This is a genomic window from Burkholderia oklahomensis C6786, from assembly GCF_000959365.1.
Classification (GTDB): Bacteria; Pseudomonadota; Gammaproteobacteria; order Burkholderiales; family Burkholderiaceae; genus Burkholderia; species Burkholderia oklahomensis.
Window position 1 is genome coordinate 1,066,298 of sequence record NZ_CP009555.1, and the last position, 16,063, is coordinate 1,082,360.

Genomic DNA, 16,063 nt, shown 5'->3' on the forward strand with positions numbered 1-16,063 from the left:
GCCCTCACTGCGCGCGTCGCGAGCTGCCGCCCGCGCGCGCGTCGATTTTTTGTTCCAGTCGCTCGATCCGCTTCTCGACGCGCGCGAGCGCGTCGCGGGCCCGAGCGAGCTCCGCGTCGAAATCGGCGAGCACGCTCTTGCGCACGACCTGCGGGTTCTCGTCGAGCCAGTATTCGGCGATCGAATCGAGCACGTTGCGGCCGGTGCGGCGCGCGTGCTCGCCCGTCGAACGCACGAAAGTCGCGATCCGGTGCGCGGCCGCGTCGCCGACGATCTTCGCGAGATCCTCCTCCGGCTCCCAGCGCAGGTGCTCGGCGAGCTTCGCGATCTGCGTCGCGAACTCCGCATCGCCGTCGATCTTCACGTGCTTCATCACGGCTGCCTGCCCGCCCTGCAGGAACGCGGTCGCCGCGTCGAACGGGCCGCCCTTGTCGCCGCCCGACAGCGCGATCGACACGTCGAACTGACGCGCGTCGTGTGCGTCGACGGCGGCCAGGTAGCCGTCCGGCTGCACGAGCAACACGAGCGTCACGGGCGGGATGTCGAGCCGGGCGGTCTTGCCGGCATAGGGAATCAGACGGTCGCGCGCCCAGGATTCGCGGGCGAGCAGGTGGTTGACGGCGGCGGCAAAAGGCTTGGCGGCAAGGGTCATCTGGCTGGCAATGAAAAGCCCGCGCAGGCAGGGCGCCTGCGCGGGCTTCCATTGTAACGTCGGTTCGGCCGCGGCCTCGCGAGGCGCGACGGGCCGCACGACTTCCGTCAGTGCGTGCTCACCTGCTGGATGCCCGCGAGGAGCCACCCCTGGCTGCCCGACTTCGACAGGTTCCACACCTCTTCGAACGGCTCGGCCGACGCGCCCTGCGCTTCGCGGATGAGGCCGTGGAAGCGCACGCTCGCGAAGTGCTCGCCGCCGCGATCCTCGACCGCGAGCAGCTCGGCGTCGAGCTGCACGACGTCCGTCTGGTTCGCGCCCGCGCCACGACCGTCGAGGTCGATCTTCACTTCGGCGAACATCTCCGGCGTCGTGAACTCGCGGATGTCGGCGAGGTTGCCCTCGTCCCACGCGGCCTGCAGTCGCACGAAGTAGACCTTTGCATTGCGCAGGAACGCTTCGGTATCGAAGCCGGCCGGCACCGCTGGCGCCGCGGCGGCGGCCGCAGCCGTCGTCGCGGCGGCCGCGCCGCCGAACATGCGCTGCGCTTCGCCCGCATACGCGCTGCCCGAGCCCGGGAACGCGTCATTCGACGCCGCCTGGCGCGGAACGCCCGCGTCCTGGCCGTAGCCGCCGCGGCTCTGCGACGGCTGGCCGCCCGCGTAGGCAGGCTGCTGCTGCGCGCCGCGCCGGTTCATGAATTTGCGGACGAGCCAGATGCCGGCCATCGCGAGAAGCGCGATCACGATGACGTTGGCCATCATGCTGGCGAACGCGCCGCCGAGCCCCAGGTGCGACAGCAGCGCCGCAATGCCGAGGCCCGCTGCGAGACCGGCGATCGGGCCGAGCCAGCGCGAGCGGTTCGGCTGCGCGGCGGGCGTCGGCTGCTGGCGCGGCGCCTGGGCGGGCGCCGCCTGCTGCATCGGCTGCTGCGCGGGCGGCGTCGCCTGACGCTGCTGCAGCGTCTGCGACTGGCGGCCGACGCTGCGGCCGCCGCCCATGCGCTTCGCTTCGGCGTCGAGCGACGCAAACGTGCCGGCGGCGAGAAGACCGACCATCAGGAACGTGCCGATTCGCCGCGCCAACGACTTCGGCCCTCTACTGCGGTTAAACGACGAACGCGATTCGAACATCCCGGCCTCCAAGCTGAAAGTAAATTGTATGGATGGAACCCCTTAATACTTGGTCCCCACGTGTAAAGCTACCACGCCACCTGACAAATTGTAATATTTGACGGCGTCCAAGCCAGCTTGTTCCATCATCGTCTTCAATGTGTCCTGATCCGGATGCATCCGGATAGATTCAGCAAGATATCGGTAACTGTCGGCATCTTTCGCGAACTTGTCGCCAAGCCACGGTAATACTTTGAAAGAATAAAGATCGTAGGCTTTTTTCAGCGGCTCCCAGACTTTCGAGAATTCGAGCACCATCACACGGCCGCCCGGCTTCGAGACGCGGCGCATCTCGGCGAGCGCGGCATCCTTGTGCGTCATGTTGCGCAGGCCGAACGCGACGGTGACGACGTCGAAGTAGTTGTCCGGGAACGGCAGCTTCTCCGCGTCGCAGAGCAGCGACGGCGTGACGACGCCCTTGTCGAGCAGGCGATCGCGGCCGACGCGCAGCATCGATTCGTTGATGTCGGTGTGCCAGACCTCGCCCGTCGGCCCGGCGGCCTTCGCGAACGCCTTCGTCAGGTCGCCCGTGCCGGCGGCGATGTCGAGCACCCTGAAGCCCGGCCGCACGTTCGCCTGCGCGATCGTGAACGCCTTCCACGCGCGGTGCATGCCCGCCGACATCAGGTCGTTCATCAGATCGTAGTTGCCCGCGACCGAGTGAAACACCCCCGCGACCTTCTTCGCTTTTTCGTTTTCCTCGACGGTCTCAAAGCCGAAGTGGGTTTTGCTCATCGCGTTGATCCTCTATCAATGGCAAACGGCGCCGCAACCGGCGCCGTCGTTCAGTGGTGGTGGCCTCGCGGTAGCGAGTCCGCCGGCATTGGCGCGTCGCGCTCGACGCCCGCCGCCTTCAATTTGTCGAAATATTCGCGCCAGAGCGCGTCCTGCCGCGTCGCGAGCTCGTACAGCAGGTCCCACGAGTAGATGCCCGTCGAATGGCCGTCCGAGAACGTCGGCTTGAGCGCGTAGTTGCCGACCGGCTCGAGCGCCGTGATCGTCACGTCGCGCTTGCCGGTCTGCAGCGTCTCCTGGCCCGGGCCGTGGCCGCGCACCTCCGCGGACGGCGAACAGACGCGCATCAGCTCGAACGGCACCCGGTAGCTTTCGCCGTTCGGGTACTGCAGTTCAAGCACGCGCGACACCGCGTGCACGACGACGCCGGACGGCACGGGCGCCATCGAAGTCTGGCCGCTCATGCCCGGCCTCCGCTCACCGCCTGCTCGACTTCCTCGTGCACCGCGTTGTGCAGGAGCGTCGCCTGCGCGGCGCGCAGCCGCAGCAGCGCATCGGACACCGACCGCTGGCGCGGCGCCCAGATCGGCTGCGGGAAATGCGCGTCGTTCGAGAAGCGCGGAATCACGTGCCAGTGGACGTGCGGCACCTGGTTGCCGAGGCTCGCGAGATTCACCTTCGTCGGCTGCATCACGCGCCGCACCGCCTTCTCGACCGCATAGACGATCCGCATCAGATGCGCACGCTCGGCTTCGGCCAGATCGGAAAATTCGGCGACGTGCGCGTGCCAGATCACCCGGCAGAATCCCGGGTAGTCGGTTTCGGTCGTCGCGAGGACGACGCGCACCGCGTCGTCCTTCCAGAGCAGCTCGCCGCCGTCTTCGCGGCAGAATACGCAATCCATCGTCAATTCCTTCACTGGTGGAACGTTCGTCACCTTACACCAGCACGCGCTCGATCCCGCCGTTGTTCGCGCGCGCGACGTAGTCGGCCATCCAGTTTTCGCCGAGCATGTGGCGCGCGATCTCGACGACGATGTAGTCGGCTTCGATGTCCGCATCCTCGTTGTAGCGCGACAGGCCCTGCAGGCACGCCGGGCAGCTCGTCAGGATCTTCACGTCCGACGCGCCGGCGGCCGGCCCGCTCGCCCCGTTGCCCGACACTACCGGAATGTTACGCAATTTGGCGGCGCCCTTCTTGATCTCTTCCTCCTTTCGGAAGCGGACCTGGGTCGACACGTCCGGGCGCGCGACGGCGAGCGTGCCCGATTCGCCGCAGCAGCGGTCGTTCTTCTCGATCTTGTAGCCGTCGTTCTGCGCGCCCATCAGCTCGTTGACGAGCTTGACGGGATCCATCGTCTTGATCGGCGTGTGGCACGGGTCGTGATACATGTAGCGCGTGCCCGTCACGCCGTCGAGCCTCAAGCCCTTCTCGAGCAGGAACTCGTGGATGTCGATGATCCGGCAGCCCGGGAAGATCTTCTCGAATTCGTAGCCGGCGAGCTGGTCGTAACAGGTGCCGCACGACACGACCACGGTCTTGATGTCGAGGTAGTTCAGCGTGTTCGCGACCCGGTGGAACAGCACGCGGTTGTCGGTGACGATCTGCTCGGCGCGGTCGTACTGGCCCGAGCCGCGCTGCGGATAGCCGCAGCACAGGTAGCCCGGCGGCAGCACCGTCTGCACGCCCGCTTCCCACAGCATCGCCTGCGTCGCGAGGCCGACCTGCGAGAACAGGCGCTCGGAGCCGCAGCCGGGGAAGTAGAACACCGCTTCCGAATCGACGGTCGTCGTCTTCGGATCGCGGATGATCGGCACGATCTTGTCGTCCTCGATGTCGAGCAGCGCGCGCGCCGTCTTCTTCGGCAGGTTGCCCGGCATCTTCTTGTTGACGAAGTGGATCACCTGCTCGACGACGGGCCGCTTGCCGGTCGTCGACGGCGGATGCGCGGTCTGCTTCTGCGCGACCTTCTTCAGCACGTCGTTCGCGAAGCGCTGCGCCTTGTAGCCGAGGCCCATCATCACCGCGCGCGTCGCGTTGATCGTCTGCGGATTCGTCGCGTTCAGGAAGAACATGCCGGCCGCGCTGCCCGGGTTGAACTTCTTCTTGCCCATCTTGCGCAGCAGGTTGCGCATGTTCATCGTCACGTCGCCGAAGTCGATCTTCACCGGACACGGCGTCGCGCACTTGTGGCAGACCGTGCAGTGATCGGCGACGTCGTTGAACTCGTCCCAGTGCTTGATCGACACGCCGCGGCGCGTCTGCTCTTCGTACAGGAACGCCTCGACGAGCAGCGACGTCGCGAGGATCTTGTTGCGCGGGCTGTACAGCAGGTTCGCGCGCGGCACGTGCGTCGCGCACACCGGCTTGCACTTGCCGCAGCGCAGGCAGTCCTTCACCGATTCGGCGATCGCGCCGATGTCGGACTGCTGCATGATCAGCGACTCGTAGCCCATGAGGCCGAAGCTCGGCGTGTACGCGTTGCGCAGGTCCGCGCCTTCGAGCAGCTTGCCCTTGTTGAAGCGGCCCTGCGGATCGACGCGCTGCTTGTACGCGCGGAATTCGGCGATCTCGTCGTCGGTCAGGAACTCGAGCTTCGTGATGCCGATGCCGTGCTCGCCGGAGATCACGCCGTCGAGCGAGCGCGCGAGCTTCATGATGCGCGCGACGGCCGCGTGCGCGTCCTGCAGCATCTCGTAGTTGTCGGAGTTGACCGGGATGTTCGTGTGGACGTTGCCGTCGCCCGCGTGCATGTGCAGCGCGACGAACACGCGGCCGCGCAGCACCTGCTTGTGGATCGCCTGCGCCTCGTCGAGGATCTGCTTGAATTCGCCGCCGTTGAAGATCGCGCGCAGTTCCGCGCGGATCTCCTGCTTCCACGAGATGCGCACCGTGCGGTCCTGCGCGATGTGAAACACGGTGGCGTCCGGCTGCGCGTCGACGCGATCCGCGAATTTCTCCGCGAGCGCCTCGTAGCCGAGCGCGACGAGATAGTGCTGCGCCTCGCGCAGCGGCAGGTCGAGCTTGTCGCGCAGGAATTCCCAGCGCGCGCGAACGTGCTTCAGCCGATCGAGCGCCTGCTGCACGCGGTCTTCGAGCAGCTCGGCGCTCGGGATCTCGTTTGCGTCGTCGCTCTTGCCGAGCGGCAGGTTGCCCGCGGCGAAGAACGCTTCGAGCGCGTCGACGAGCTGCAGCTTGTTCTTGATCGACAGTTCGATGTTGATCCGCTCGATGCCGTCCGTATACTCGCCCATCCGGTCGAGCGGGATGACGACGTCCTCATTGATCTTGAACGCATTCGTGTGCTTCGCGATCGCGGCGGTGCGGCTGCGGTCGAGCCAGAAGCGCTTTCTCGCCTCCGCGCTCACCGCGACGAAGCCTTCGCCGCTCTTGCCGTTCGCCATCCGGACGACTTCGGACGTCGCGGCCGCGACCGCGTCCGCATCGTCGCCGACGATGTCGCCGATCAGCACCATCTTCGGGAACGCGTTGCGCTTGCTCTTCGTCGCGTAGCCGACCGCGCGCAGGTAGCGCTCGTCGAGGTGCTCGAGGCCGGCCAGGATCGCGCCGCCCCGCTTCGACGTCTCGAACAGGTAGTCCTTGATCTCGACGATGCTCGGAATCGCCTCGCGCGCCTGGCCGAAGAATTCGAGGCAGACAGTGCGCGTATGCGCGGGCATCTTGTGCAGCACCCAGCGCGCGGACGTGATGAGCCCGTCGCAGCCTTCCTTCTGCACGCCCGGCAGCCCCGCGAGGAACTTGTCGGTCACGTCCTTGCCGAGACCTTCCTTGCGGAAGCGCCGGCCTTCGATGTCGAGCGTCTCGGCGCGCAAGAGCTTCTCGCCCGGCGCGCGCGCGCCGTCGAACCACTTGAGCTCGAAGCGCGCGACCGGGATGTCGTGAATCTTGCCGAGGTTGTGCTCGACGCGCGTGACTTCGAGCCAGTTGCCTTCCGGATCGACCATCCGCCACCACGCGAGATTGTCGAGCGCGGTGCCCCACAGCACCGCCTTCTTGCCGCCCGCGTTCATCGCGACGTTGCCGCCGATGCACGATGCGTCGAGCGACGTCGGATCGACCGCGAACACGTAGCCGGCCGCCTCGGCCGCCTCGGTCACGCGGCGCGTGACGACGCCCGCGCCGGAGAAGATCGTCGGCACCTTGTGCGCGACGCCCGGCAGCTCGGTCAGCTCGACCGCGCCGAGCTGCTCGAGCTTCTCGGTGTTGATGACGGCCGAGAACGGCGTGAGCGGCACCGCGCCGCCCGTGTAGCCCGTGCCGCCGCCGCGCGGGATCACGGTCAGGCCGAGCTCGAAGCAGGCCTTCACGAGGTTCGCGATTTCCGCTTCGTTGTCGGGCGTCAGCACGACGAACGGATATTCGACGCGCCAGTCGGTCGCGTCCGTCACGTGCGACACGCGCGCGAGGCCGTCGAAGCGGATGTTGTCCTTCTGCGTGCAGCGGCCGAGCACCTTCGTCGCGCGGCGGCGCAGCTCCGCCATCTTTTCGAATTCCCGCGCGAACGCGTCGACCGCGCGCTGCGCGGCCGACGCGAGCATCTCGACGCGCGCGGAGCGCTCGCGGCCCGCCACGTCGCCGTGCTCGGACAGATCGGCGCGACGGCGCTTCTCGATCTCGGACAGCCGATGGTTCAGCGCCTCGATCAGGAGCGCGCGGCGCTTCGGATTGTCGAGCAGATCGTCCTGCAGATACGGATTGCGGCGCACCACCCAGATGTCGCCCAGCACTTCGTACAACATCCGCGCCGACCGGCCGGTGCGGCGCTCGGCGCGCAGTTCGTCGAGCGCGGCCCAGGCTTCGTCGCCGAGCAGCCGGATCACGATCTCACGATCGGAGAACGACGTGTAGTTGTAGGGAATTTCGCGCAGGCGCGGAGCGGGGTCGGCGGCGACGGCGGCTGCCGCGCCGTGCGGATCGAAAACTTGCGGTGCGTTCATGTTCGGACGATTCGGAGGCCGGCGCGCGGCGAAGGAGCGCGAAACCGGCGGGCGCGTGGTGCGCGATTTTGGGGAAATCTTCTGTTACCAGGCCCGTGACTGCTTTGCACGTGACCGGAGTGCGCTGCATGGGACCGGGGTAAGCGCTGAAGCACTAACTCCGGTCGACAAAACGTTGAAGCGCGGCTCCGGATCGACCGCTTCGCATGGGACCGGAGTCAGCGCACAAGCGCAACTCCGGTCGACACGGCCTGGCGGCGCTCGGTACCGTCAACACGATCGCGCGCGGCGCGCGTGCCGTTCCGCCGCGGGACATGCTGCGCGCGGCGACGGCTTCAAAACGACGATCCGAGACTGCCTTTGCATCTTCCGATCCTTGATTCAAAACGAAATTCTAACCCAGGTTGGACGAACGCGTTAATCGTCGGCGCGGCGGTCGAATGGGCCGCCGGACCGGCTGCGGCGCCCGATTGGCGGGCGTTTGCGGCCGGCCGCACCGCGCGGCGCGCCCGTCTTTCAGTATCCCGACGGCGATCGGACCGACTTCGATTCGCCGTCCGGACGGTCGGTAACCATTCGGTTAAGGCCGAAACGGCGAGGGTTGGCGCTATCATTGCCCTTTTCCGCCGCATCCACGCTTTTCGCGCCCTCACATGGCTTCCCACGATTATCTGAAGAAAATCCTGACCGCCCGGGTATACGACGTCGCGCTCGAAACCGAGCTCGAACGCGCGCGCAACCTGTCCGCGCGGCTGCACAACCACGTCTATCTGAAGCGCGAGGACAACCAGCCGGTGTTCTCGTTCAAGCTGCGCGGCGCATACAACAAGATGGCGCACATCCCGGCCGACGCGCTCGCGCGCGGCGTGATCACCGCGTCGGCGGGCAACCACGCGCAGGGCGTCGCGTTCTCGGCCGCGCGGATGAACGTGAAGGCGGTGATCGTCGTGCCGGTGACGACGCCGCAGGTGAAGGTCGATGCGGTGCGCACGCACGGCGGCCCGACCGTCGAGGTGATCCAGGCGGGCGAATCGTACAGCGACGCCTATGCGCACGCGGTAAAGGTGCAGGCCGAGCGCGGCCTCACGTTCGTCCATCCGTTCGACGACCCGTATGTGATCGCGGGCCAGGGCACGGTCGCGATGGAGATCCTGCGCCAGCATCAGGGGCCGATCCACGCGATCTTCGTGCCGATCGGCGGCGGCGGGCTCGCGGCGGGCGTCGCCGCGTACGTAAAGGCGGTGCGGCCGGAGATCAAGGTGATCGGCGTGCAGACCGACGATTCGTGCGCGATGAAGCGCTCGCTCGAAGCGGGCGCGCGCGTCGAGCTGCCCGAGGTCGGCCTCTTCTCCGACGGCACCGCGGTGAAGCTCGTCGGCGAGGAGACGTTCCGGCTCTGCACCGCGTATCTCGACGACGTCGTGACGGTCGACACCGACGCGCTCTGCGCGGCGATCAAGGACGTGTTCCAGGACACCCGCAGCGTGCTCGAGCCGGCCGGCTCGCTCGCGGTCGCGGGCGCGAAGCTGTATGCGGAGCGCGGAGGCATCGAGGGCGAGACGCTCGTCGCGATCACGTCCGGCGCGAACATGAACTTCGACCGGATGCGCTTCGTCGCCGAGCGTGCGGAAGTGGGCGAGGCACGCGAGGCGGTGTTCGCGGTGACGATCCCCGAGGAGCGCGGCAGCTTCAGGCGCTTCTGCTCGCTCGTCGGCGAGCGCAACGTGACCGAGTTCAACTACCGGATCGCCGACGCGCAATCGGCGCACATCTTCGTCGGCGTGCAGATCAAGCGGCGCGACGAATCGGACGAGATCTCGCGCAACTTCGCCGCGCACGGCTTCACGACCGTCGATCTGTCCGGCGACGAGCTGTCGAAGCAGCACATCCGCTACATGGTCGGCGGCCGCTCGCCGCTCGCGCACGACGAGCGGCTGTTCCGCTTCGAATTCCCCGAACGGCCGGGCGCGCTGATGAAGTTCCTGTCGTCGATGGCGCCCGACTGGAACATCAGCCTGTTCCACTATCGGAACCAGGGCGCCGACTACAGCTCGATCCTCGTCGGCCTGCAGGTGCCGCAGGCGGACAACGCGGAATTCGACCGCTTCCTCGCGGCGCTCGGCTATCCGTTCTGGGAAGAAAGCGGCAACCCCGCGTATCGTCTCTTCCTGTCGTAAACCGGAATCCACATACGATATGAACCCCGAACACTCCCCGCTCGGCAAGACGACCGTCTACTCGGGCGCCTACGATGCGTCGCTGCTGTTTCCGATCCCGCGCGCGGGCGCGCGCGAGCAGATCGGCATCGGCGCGCAGCTGCCGTTCTTCGGCACCGACATCTGGAACGCGTACGAGCTGTCGTGGCTCAACGCGCGCGGCAAGCCGCAAGTCGCGATCGCGACGTTCTACGTGCCGGCCGAATCGCCGAACATCGTCGAATCGAAATCGTTCAAGCTGTATCTCGGCTCGTTCGCGCAAACCGCGTTCGAATCGGTCGACGCGGTGCGCGACACGCTCAAGCGCGACGTGTCGGCCGCGTGCGGCGCGAACGTGACGGCGCGCCTCTCGACGCCCGCCGAGTTCCGCAAGCTGCGAATGGAAGAGCTCGACGGGCTGTCGCTCGACCGCCTCGATCTCGAAGCCGACGTCTACGAGCCCGATCCGTCGTTCCTCACCGCATCGCACGAGGAAGCGCCCATCGAGGAAACGCTCGTGACCGATCTGCTGAAGTCGAACTGCCCTGTGACGGGCCAGCCCGACTGGGGCAGCGTGCAGATCCATTACGTCGGCGCGCCGATCGATCATGCGGGCCTCTTGCGCTACATCATCTCGTTTCGCAATCACACGGGCTTTCACGAGCAGTGCGTCGAGCGGATCTTCATCGACATCCTGCGCGAATGCAAGCCGGTGAAGCTCGCCGTCTACGCGCGCTACACGCGCCGCGGCGGGCTCGACATCAATCCGTTCCGCACGAACTACAACCAGCCGATGCCGGACAACGCGCGCACCGCGCGGCAGTGACGTACGCGGCGCGACGTCCGCGCGCCGCCGCCGCGCCCTGACGGCGGACGCGGGCGGACCGCTCGCCGGTTCGTTCGCGCAAGAAAAAACGGGGTCCCGCTCGGGACCCCGTTTTCCGTTTACCGGCCGCGCGCGCCGCTCACCGCGCGCCGCGTCACTTCGCGGGCGCCTTGTACGCGATGCAGTCGACTTCGACCTTGCAGTCGATCACCATGCTCGACTGCACGCACGCGCGCGCGGGCGGATGCGCGCCGAAGTACGAGATGAAGACTTTGTTGAACGACGCGAAGTCGCGCGCGTCGTCGAGCCACACGCCGCAGCGCACGACGTGCTCGAGGCCGTAGCCCGCTTCCTTCAGGATCGCGATCACGTTCTCGATCGCCTGCTTCGACTGCGTGACGATCCCGCCTTCGACGACCTCGCCGTTCACCATCGGCGTCTGGCCGGACACGTAGAGCCACCCATCCGCCTCGACCGCACGCGCGAACGGCATCACCTGACCGCCCGTGCCCTTCGCTTCGCCCACGCCATATCGCTTCATCGATTCACTCCTTTGTTTCGTTTGCCAACACGCGCCGCCTGCGCGATGCGGGCGACGCGCGACGATCGGTCGCCGGCGCGCGCGTCGAACGGACCGCGCGCGCCGAAATCCGTCAATCGAGCATGTTCAGAACGCGCCGTCCGCCGTCGCCGCGACACGCTCGCCGCGCGCGACGAAGCGGCCCGCGCGCTCGCCCGTCGGCTCGCCGTCGCAATACGACAGCACGCCGTTCACCCACACGGCTTCGATCCCGTGCGCGGGCTGCTGCGGCTGCTCGAACGTCGCGGCGTCGCGCACGCGCTCGGCGTCGAACAGCACGAGATCCGCGTGATAGCCGACCCGCACCTCGCCGCGCTGCGCGAGCCCGAAGCGCCGCGCGGACAGCGACGTCATCTTGCGCACCGCCTCCTCGAGCGAAATCAGCTGCTCGTCGCGCGCGTAGTAGCCGAGCACGCGCGGGAACGCGCCCCAGAGGCGCGGATGCGGCAGCGGATCGTTCGGCAGACCGTCGGAGCCGACCATCGTCGCCGGATGCGACAGGATCCGGCGCACGTCGTCCTCCGACATGTTGTGATAGACGGCGCCCGCCGGTTGCAGGCGGCGCGCCGCGTCCCGCTCCGGGATACCCCATTCGGCCGCGATCGTCTTCAACAGCTTGCCCGCCATCTCCGGATGCGGATCGGACCACGTGATCGTGATGTCGATGTCGCCCGTCGCCTGCTTGACGTCGAGCGTCGACGAGCTGCGGCTGTACGGATAGCAGTCGCAGCCGACGGGCTGGATCCGCCGCGCGCCTTCGAGCGACGCGAGCACTTCGGCGCCGCGCCCCCAGTTCGACGGCCCCGCGCACTTCAGATGCGAGATCACGACGGGCACGCGCGCGTGCCGGCCGACGCGGTATGCCTCGTCCATCGCGTCGAGGATCGCGTCGAACTCGGTGCGCATGTGCGTCGTGTAGACAGCGCCCGCGTTCGCGAGCGGCTCGGCGAGCGCCATCACTTCTTCGGTCGGCGCGGCGAACGCCGAGCCGTACGCGAGCCCCGAGCTCAGGCCGAGCGCGCCGTGCGCGAGCGCCTCCTCGAGCTGCGCGCGCATCGCGGCGATTTCGGCGTCGCTCGCCGCACGGTCGAGCCGGTCCATCTGATTGTTGCGCAGCGCGGTGTGGCCGACGAGCGCCGCGACGTTGACGGCCGGCTTCGCCGCGCCGACCGCGTCGACGTACGCGGCGAACGTCGGATAGCGGAACGCCGCGCGCGCGCCGAGCAGGTTCATCGGATCGGGCGGATCGCCTTTCAGCGCGACGGGCGACGCGCTGATCCCGCAGTTGCCGACGATCACCGTCGTCACGCCCTGCGAGATCTTCGGCAGCATCTGCGGCGCGTCGATCACGTGCGTGTCGTCATGCGTGTGCACGTCGACGAAGCCGGGCGCGAGCGCGCGGCCGTTCGCCTCGATCACCCGCTCCGCGAGCCAGTTCGTCAGGTTGCCGATCGCGACGATCCGGTCGCCGCGGATCGCGACGTCGCGCTCGACGCTCGGCTCGCCCGTGCCGTCATACAGCTGGGCGCCGACGATCAGCGTATCGGCGGCTTCGGGATGCGAGTGCATGTCAGTCTCCTAACGGTTGGCGGTCGCCGCCGCCGCGGTGCATGTCGAGCGCGTGCTTCATCCGGCGCAGCAGCTCGCGGCAGTCGTCGCCGAGCCGCAGCGCGACTTCGGTGACGAGCACGTCGAGCGCCATCAGCATCGCATAGCGCGACGTCGACGGCTTGAAGATGAAATCGGTTTCGAAAGCGACGACGGGAATCAGGTGATCGGCGAGCTGCGCGAGCGGCGACGCGGGCGCGGTGATCGCGATGAGCGTCGCGCCATAGCGCTTCGCGAGCGAGCAGCTTTCGAGCTGCTCGGGGACGCGCCCCGTCACCGACAATGCGACGACGACGCAGCCGGGCGTCGCCGTGGTCGCGACCATCCGCTGCAGCAGTGCGTCCTGATACGTCGCGACCGGCCGGCCGAAGCGCACGAGCCGAAAGCGCAGCTCGTCGGCGAGCGCGGTCGAGCCGCCGCCCTGCCCGTACACGTAGATCATGCTCGCGGCCGCGAGCGCGGCGGCCGGCTCGTCGAACGACGTCTGGCGCAGCAGCCGGTGGTTGTGCTCGAGCGCGACCTGCACATCCTCGTACACGCGCGCGACGGGCGTCTCGTCGCGCTGCGCATCGGCTGCGGCCGGGGTCAGAAAGCGCAGGCCGACGGCCGCCGCCTGCGCGAGCCGCAGCTTCAGCTCGCGCACGTCGCGGCAGCCGACCGCCTTCGCGAAACGCGTGACGGTCGCGACGCTCACGTCCGCCTGCGCGGCGAGCGCGCCGATGCTCGCGTGCGCGGCGCGGGTCAGATCGCCCAGGATCAGCGCGGCGACCTTGCGTTCGGCGCCGCGCAGCTCGGGCGCGCACTCGGCGATCCGGGCGACGATGTCGAAGGCGGGCTGCTCGGTGGACGGAGTCATCGACGACGGTTAGCGGGGAAGGCCGGTGTGAACCGGTTTGTTAATAAATAACATTACCGTAGAGATGCTACTTTCTGTACTATCGCGAAGTCAACTTCGCATCGATATATATGGACGATGGAGCGAGATGAGATGAAAGTTACAAACTATCAGGAAGCGACGATCGATCCGTTCGGCAAGGGTCTCGGCAACGTGCCGAGCGCGAGCGTGCCGCTGTCGGACGCGGCCCGCCTCGAATGGAATCTGCTCGCCGAGGACGTGAGTCTGCCCGCCGCCGTGCTGTACGCGGACCGGATCGAGCACAACCTGAAGTGGATGCAGGCGTTCGTCGCCGAATACGGCGTGAAGCTCGCGCCGCACGGCAAGACGACGATGGCGCCGCAGCTGTTCCGCCGCCAGCTCGAAACGGGCGCGTGGGGCATCACGCTCGCGACCGCGCATCAGGTGCGCGCCGCGTATCACGGCGGCGTGCGGCGCGTGCTGCTCGCGAACCAGCTCGTCGGCAGGCACAACATGGCGATGATCGCCGAGCTGCTGACCGACCCCGATTTCGAGTTCTTCTGCCTCGTCGATTCGGTCGACGGCGTCGAGCAGCTCGGCCGCTTCTTCGGCGCGGCGAAGAAGCCGCTCAACGTGCTGCTCGAGCTCGGCGTGCCGGGCGGCCGCGCCGGCGTGCGCGACGACGCGCAGCGCGACGCGGTGCTCGCCGCGATCGAGCGCCACGCGGGCGTGCTGAAGCTCGCGGGCATCGAGCTGTACGAAGGCGTGCTGAAGGAGGAAGGCGAGATCCGCGCGTTCCTGCGGCGCGCGGTGGCGCTCGTGCACGCGCTCGCGGCGGCCGGCCGCTTCGCGCGCGCGCCGGCGCTGCTGTCGGGCGCGGGCTCCGCGTGGTATGACGTCGTCGCCGACGAGTTCGCGCAGGCGTCCAACGCCGGCGTGATCGACGTCGTGCTGCGCCCCGGCTGCTATCTGACGCACGACGTCGGCATCTACAAGAAGGCGCAGACCGACATCTTCGCGCGCAACCCGATCGCGCAGAAGATGGGCGAGGGCCTGTTGCCCGCGCTGCAGCTTTGGGCTTACGTGCAGTCGATTCCGGAGCCGGAGCGCGCGATCGTCGCGCTCGGTAAGCGCGACTCGGCGTTCGACGCGGGCCTGCCCGAGCCGGCGCGCCACTTCCGCCCGAGCGCGGGCGGGCTGCCGCGCGACATCGCACCGAGCGAAGGCTGGGAAGTGACCGGGCTGATGGATCAGCACGCGTACCTGAAGATCCCGGCGGGCGCGGACCTGAAGGTCGGCGACATGGTGTCGTTCGACATCTCGCACCCGTGCCTCACGTTCGACAAGTGGCGGCAGTTGCTCGTCGTCGATCCGCAGTACCGCGTGACCGAAGTGATCGAAACGTACTTCTGACGCCGGCGAGAATCCCGGGCGGACGCAAGGGCGGCGGCCGTCGCCCTTGCGAGGCGGCGTGGCGTCGCGGCGATGTCGCGGCGTGCGCTGCGGCGCATCGGCGCTTCCGCGCTTCGCCGCGGCCTCTCGCCTTCGCGGCAAGCTCGCGCGGCGCATCGGCGCGCGCGCTTCGAGCACCCGCGTCGCGCCGTCCGGCTCCGTTCGCCCTCGCCTCGCCGCCGACCGACGTCTCCGCGCGGCCCCGCCGCCGTGAACGGCCACCGCATCGGGCCGCCAATCGTGCCTCCGCTTCCAGCCCCGCCGCACGCGCCCACGCAGCGGCCGCACGCCCGAGCGCGCCCCGCCCCCTCACGTCCGCTTCACGCGCGCGTCATCTGCGCCGCGGCGGGCCGGGGTACACTGCCCGTTCGTCCTGGATCATCCGCTGTTGCTCAACAGGAGAACGCCATGGCAGCAAAGAAGATTCTGTTCCTGACCGGCGACTTCGCCGAAGACTACGAGACGATGGTGCCGTTCCAGGCGCTGCTCGCGATCGGCCACCACGTCGACGCCGTATGCCCCGGCAAGCGCGCGGGCGACAAGGTGAAGACGGCGATTCACGATTTCGAAGGCGACCAGACCTACACCGAGAAGCCCGGTCACCAGTTCACGCTGAACGCGACGTTCGACGACGTCGACGCGACGGGCTACGACGCGCTCGCGATCGCGGGCGGCCGCGCGCCCGAGTATCTGCGTCTCGACCCGAAAGTGATCGCGCTCGTGCGCGCGTTCGCCGAAGCGAAGAAGCCGATCGCGGCGATCTGTCATGCCGCGCAATTGCTCGCGGCGGCCGACGTGATCCGCGGCAAGCGGATCTCCGCGTACCCGGCGTGCGCGCCGGAAGTGCGGCTCGCGGGCGGCGAATACGTGGACATCCCGGTCGACGCCGCCGTCACCGACGCGCCGTTCGTCACGGCGCCCGCATGGCCCGCGCATCCGGCGTGGCTGTCGCAATTCCTCGCGCTGCTCGGCACGCGCATCGAGCTCTGAACCGTCGCGCGCGGGGCACGCGACGCGCAACACGCGCGT

General features: G+C 68.1%; 13 protein-coding genes. 4 read left to right on the forward strand and 9 right to left on the reverse strand.

The genetic code is table 11. The features are described from left to right. Nucleotides 1-4 precede the first annotated feature (4 nt). The 6 genes from BG90_RS04730 to BG90_RS04755 all read right to left on the reverse strand — a co-directional run bounded on the left by BG90_RS04730 (nucleotide 5) and on the right by BG90_RS04755 (nucleotide 7,517). Entirely contained in the window at nucleotides 5-652 is a 648-nt protein-coding gene (locus tag BG90_RS04730; RefSeq protein WP_010101723.1) for a ubiquinone biosynthesis accessory factor UbiJ, read from the reverse strand. 107 nt (nucleotides 653-759) lie between these two features. Next, a complete protein-coding gene (locus BG90_RS04735) occupies nucleotides 760-1,785 on the reverse strand; it encodes a Tim44 domain-containing protein (RefSeq protein WP_045568066.1) in 1,026 nt (341 codons plus the stop codon). Nucleotides 1,786-1,827: 42 nt separating this feature from the next. Continuing rightward, entirely contained in the window at nucleotides 1,828-2,559 is a 732-nt protein-coding gene (ubiE, locus tag BG90_RS04740) for a bifunctional demethylmenaquinone methyltransferase/2-methoxy-6-polyprenyl-1,4-benzoquinol methylase UbiE (protein ID WP_010114017.1), read from the reverse strand. A 50-nt stretch (nucleotides 2,560-2,609) separates the two neighbouring features. After that, nucleotides 2,610-3,023, reverse strand: a complete 414-nt coding sequence (locus BG90_RS04745) for a gamma-butyrobetaine hydroxylase family protein (protein ID WP_010101719.1) — start codon at nucleotides 3,021-3,023, stop codon at nucleotides 2,610-2,612. Continuing rightward, nucleotides 3,020-3,463, reverse strand: coding sequence for an HIT family protein (locus BG90_RS04750; RefSeq protein WP_010101718.1), 444 nt, complete (start codon nucleotides 3,461-3,463; stop codon nucleotides 3,020-3,022). Before BG90_RS04750 ends, BG90_RS04745 begins: the two co-directional genes overlap by 4 nt. A 34-nt stretch (nucleotides 3,464-3,497) precedes the next feature. Beyond that, complete coding sequence (locus BG90_RS04755) at nucleotides 3,498-7,517, reverse strand: DUF3683 domain-containing protein (protein ID WP_010114011.1); 4,020 nt, start codon at nucleotides 7,515-7,517, stop codon at nucleotides 3,498-3,500. A 653-nt stretch (nucleotides 7,518-8,170) separates the two neighbouring features. On the opposite strand from BG90_RS04755, the gene ilvA reads away from it, so the two are divergent. Together ilvA and queF are read left to right on the forward strand one after the other, a co-directional pair. Continuing rightward, nucleotides 8,171-9,694, forward strand: coding sequence for a threonine ammonia-lyase, biosynthetic (ilvA, locus tag BG90_RS04760; protein ID WP_038802476.1), 1,524 nt, complete (start codon nucleotides 8,171-8,173; stop codon nucleotides 9,692-9,694). A 19-nt stretch (nucleotides 9,695-9,713) separates the two neighbouring features. Beyond that, on the forward strand, nucleotides 9,714-10,538 hold the full coding sequence (queF, locus tag BG90_RS04765; RefSeq protein ID WP_010114004.1) for an NADPH-dependent 7-cyano-7-deazaguanine reductase QueF: 825 nt from the start codon (nucleotides 9,714-9,716) through the stop codon (nucleotides 10,536-10,538). Between the two features lie 154 nt (nucleotides 10,539-10,692). On the opposite strand, the gene BG90_RS04770 is transcribed toward queF, so the two are convergent. The 3 genes from BG90_RS04770 to BG90_RS04780 all read right to left on the reverse strand — a co-directional run bounded on the left by BG90_RS04770 (nucleotide 10,693) and on the right by BG90_RS04780 (nucleotide 13,582). Further along, nucleotides 10,693-11,079 carry a RidA family protein gene (locus tag BG90_RS04770; RefSeq protein ID WP_010101711.1) on the reverse strand — a complete coding sequence of 129 codons (387 nt, stop codon included), beginning with the start codon at nucleotides 11,077-11,079 and terminating at the stop codon, nucleotides 10,693-10,695. A gap of 126 nt (nucleotides 11,080-11,205) precedes the next feature. After that, the gene (locus BG90_RS04775) at nucleotides 11,206-12,687 is read right to left on the reverse strand and encodes an N-acyl-D-amino-acid deacylase family protein (protein WP_010114001.1); all 1,482 of its coding nucleotides are present in this window, start codon (nucleotides 12,685-12,687) and stop codon (nucleotides 11,206-11,208) included. Between the two features lies 1 nt (nucleotide 12,688). Then, nucleotides 12,689-13,582: a MurR/RpiR family transcriptional regulator gene (locus tag BG90_RS04780; protein ID WP_010101707.1), complete on the reverse strand. Its 894-nt coding sequence runs from the start codon at nucleotides 13,580-13,582 to the stop codon at nucleotides 12,689-12,691. 132 nt (nucleotides 13,583-13,714) lie between these two features. Here BG90_RS04780 and BG90_RS04785 point away from each other — a divergent pair, with 132 nt between their 5' ends. Together BG90_RS04785 and BG90_RS04790 are read left to right on the forward strand one after the other, a co-directional pair. Then, nucleotides 13,715-14,995, forward strand: a complete 1,281-nt coding sequence (locus BG90_RS04785; RefSeq protein ID WP_010101706.1) for an amino acid deaminase — start codon at nucleotides 13,715-13,717, stop codon at nucleotides 14,993-14,995. A gap of 447 nt (nucleotides 14,996-15,442) precedes the next feature. Continuing rightward, nucleotides 15,443-16,024 (forward strand): DJ-1/PfpI family protein, encoded by a 582-nt coding sequence (locus tag BG90_RS04790; RefSeq protein WP_045568067.1) that lies wholly within the window; start codon nucleotides 15,443-15,445, stop codon nucleotides 16,022-16,024. The last annotated feature ends 39 nt before the right edge of the window (nucleotides 16,025-16,063 follow it).

Coding starts and splice junctions, on each gene's coding strand:
- BG90_RS04775 (WP_010114001.1), bottom strand. CDS start 12,687: ATGCACTCGCATCCCGAAGCCGCCGATACGCTGATCGTCGGCGCCCAG.
- queF (WP_010114004.1), top strand. CDS start 9,714: ATGAACCCCGAACACTCCCCGCTCGGCAAGACGACCGTCTACTCGGGC.
- BG90_RS04745 (WP_010101719.1), bottom strand. CDS start 3,023: ATGAGCGGCCAGACTTCGATGGCGCCCGTGCCGTCCGGCGTCGTCGTG.
- BG90_RS04785 (WP_010101706.1), top strand. CDS start 13,715: ATGAAAGTTACAAACTATCAGGAAGCGACGATCGATCCGTTCGGCAAG.
- BG90_RS04750 (WP_010101718.1), bottom strand. CDS start 3,463: ATGGATTGCGTATTCTGCCGCGAAGACGGCGGCGAGCTGCTCTGGAAG.
- BG90_RS04755 (WP_010114011.1), bottom strand. CDS start 7,517: ATGAACGCACCGCAAGTTTTCGATCCGCACGGCGCGGCAGCCGCCGTC.
- BG90_RS04790 (WP_045568067.1), top strand. CDS start 15,443: ATGGCAGCAAAGAAGATTCTGTTCCTGACCGGCGACTTCGCCGAAGAC.
- BG90_RS04770 (WP_010101711.1), bottom strand. CDS start 11,079: ATGAAGCGATATGGCGTGGGCGAAGCGAAGGGCACGGGCGGTCAGGTG.
- BG90_RS04730 (WP_010101723.1), bottom strand. CDS start 652: ATGACCCTTGCCGCCAAGCCTTTTGCCGCCGCCGTCAACCACCTGCTC.
- BG90_RS04780 (WP_010101707.1), bottom strand. CDS start 13,582: ATGACTCCGTCCACCGAGCAGCCCGCCTTCGACATCGTCGCCCGGATC.
- ubiE (WP_010114017.1), bottom strand. CDS start 2,559: ATGAGCAAAACCCACTTCGGCTTTGAGACCGTCGAGGAAAACGAAAAA.
- ilvA (WP_038802476.1), top strand. CDS start 8,171: ATGGCTTCCCACGATTATCTGAAGAAAATCCTGACCGCCCGGGTATAC.
- BG90_RS04735 (WP_045568066.1), bottom strand. CDS start 1,785: ATGTTCGAATCGCGTTCGTCGTTTAACCGCAGTAGAGGGCCGAAGTCG.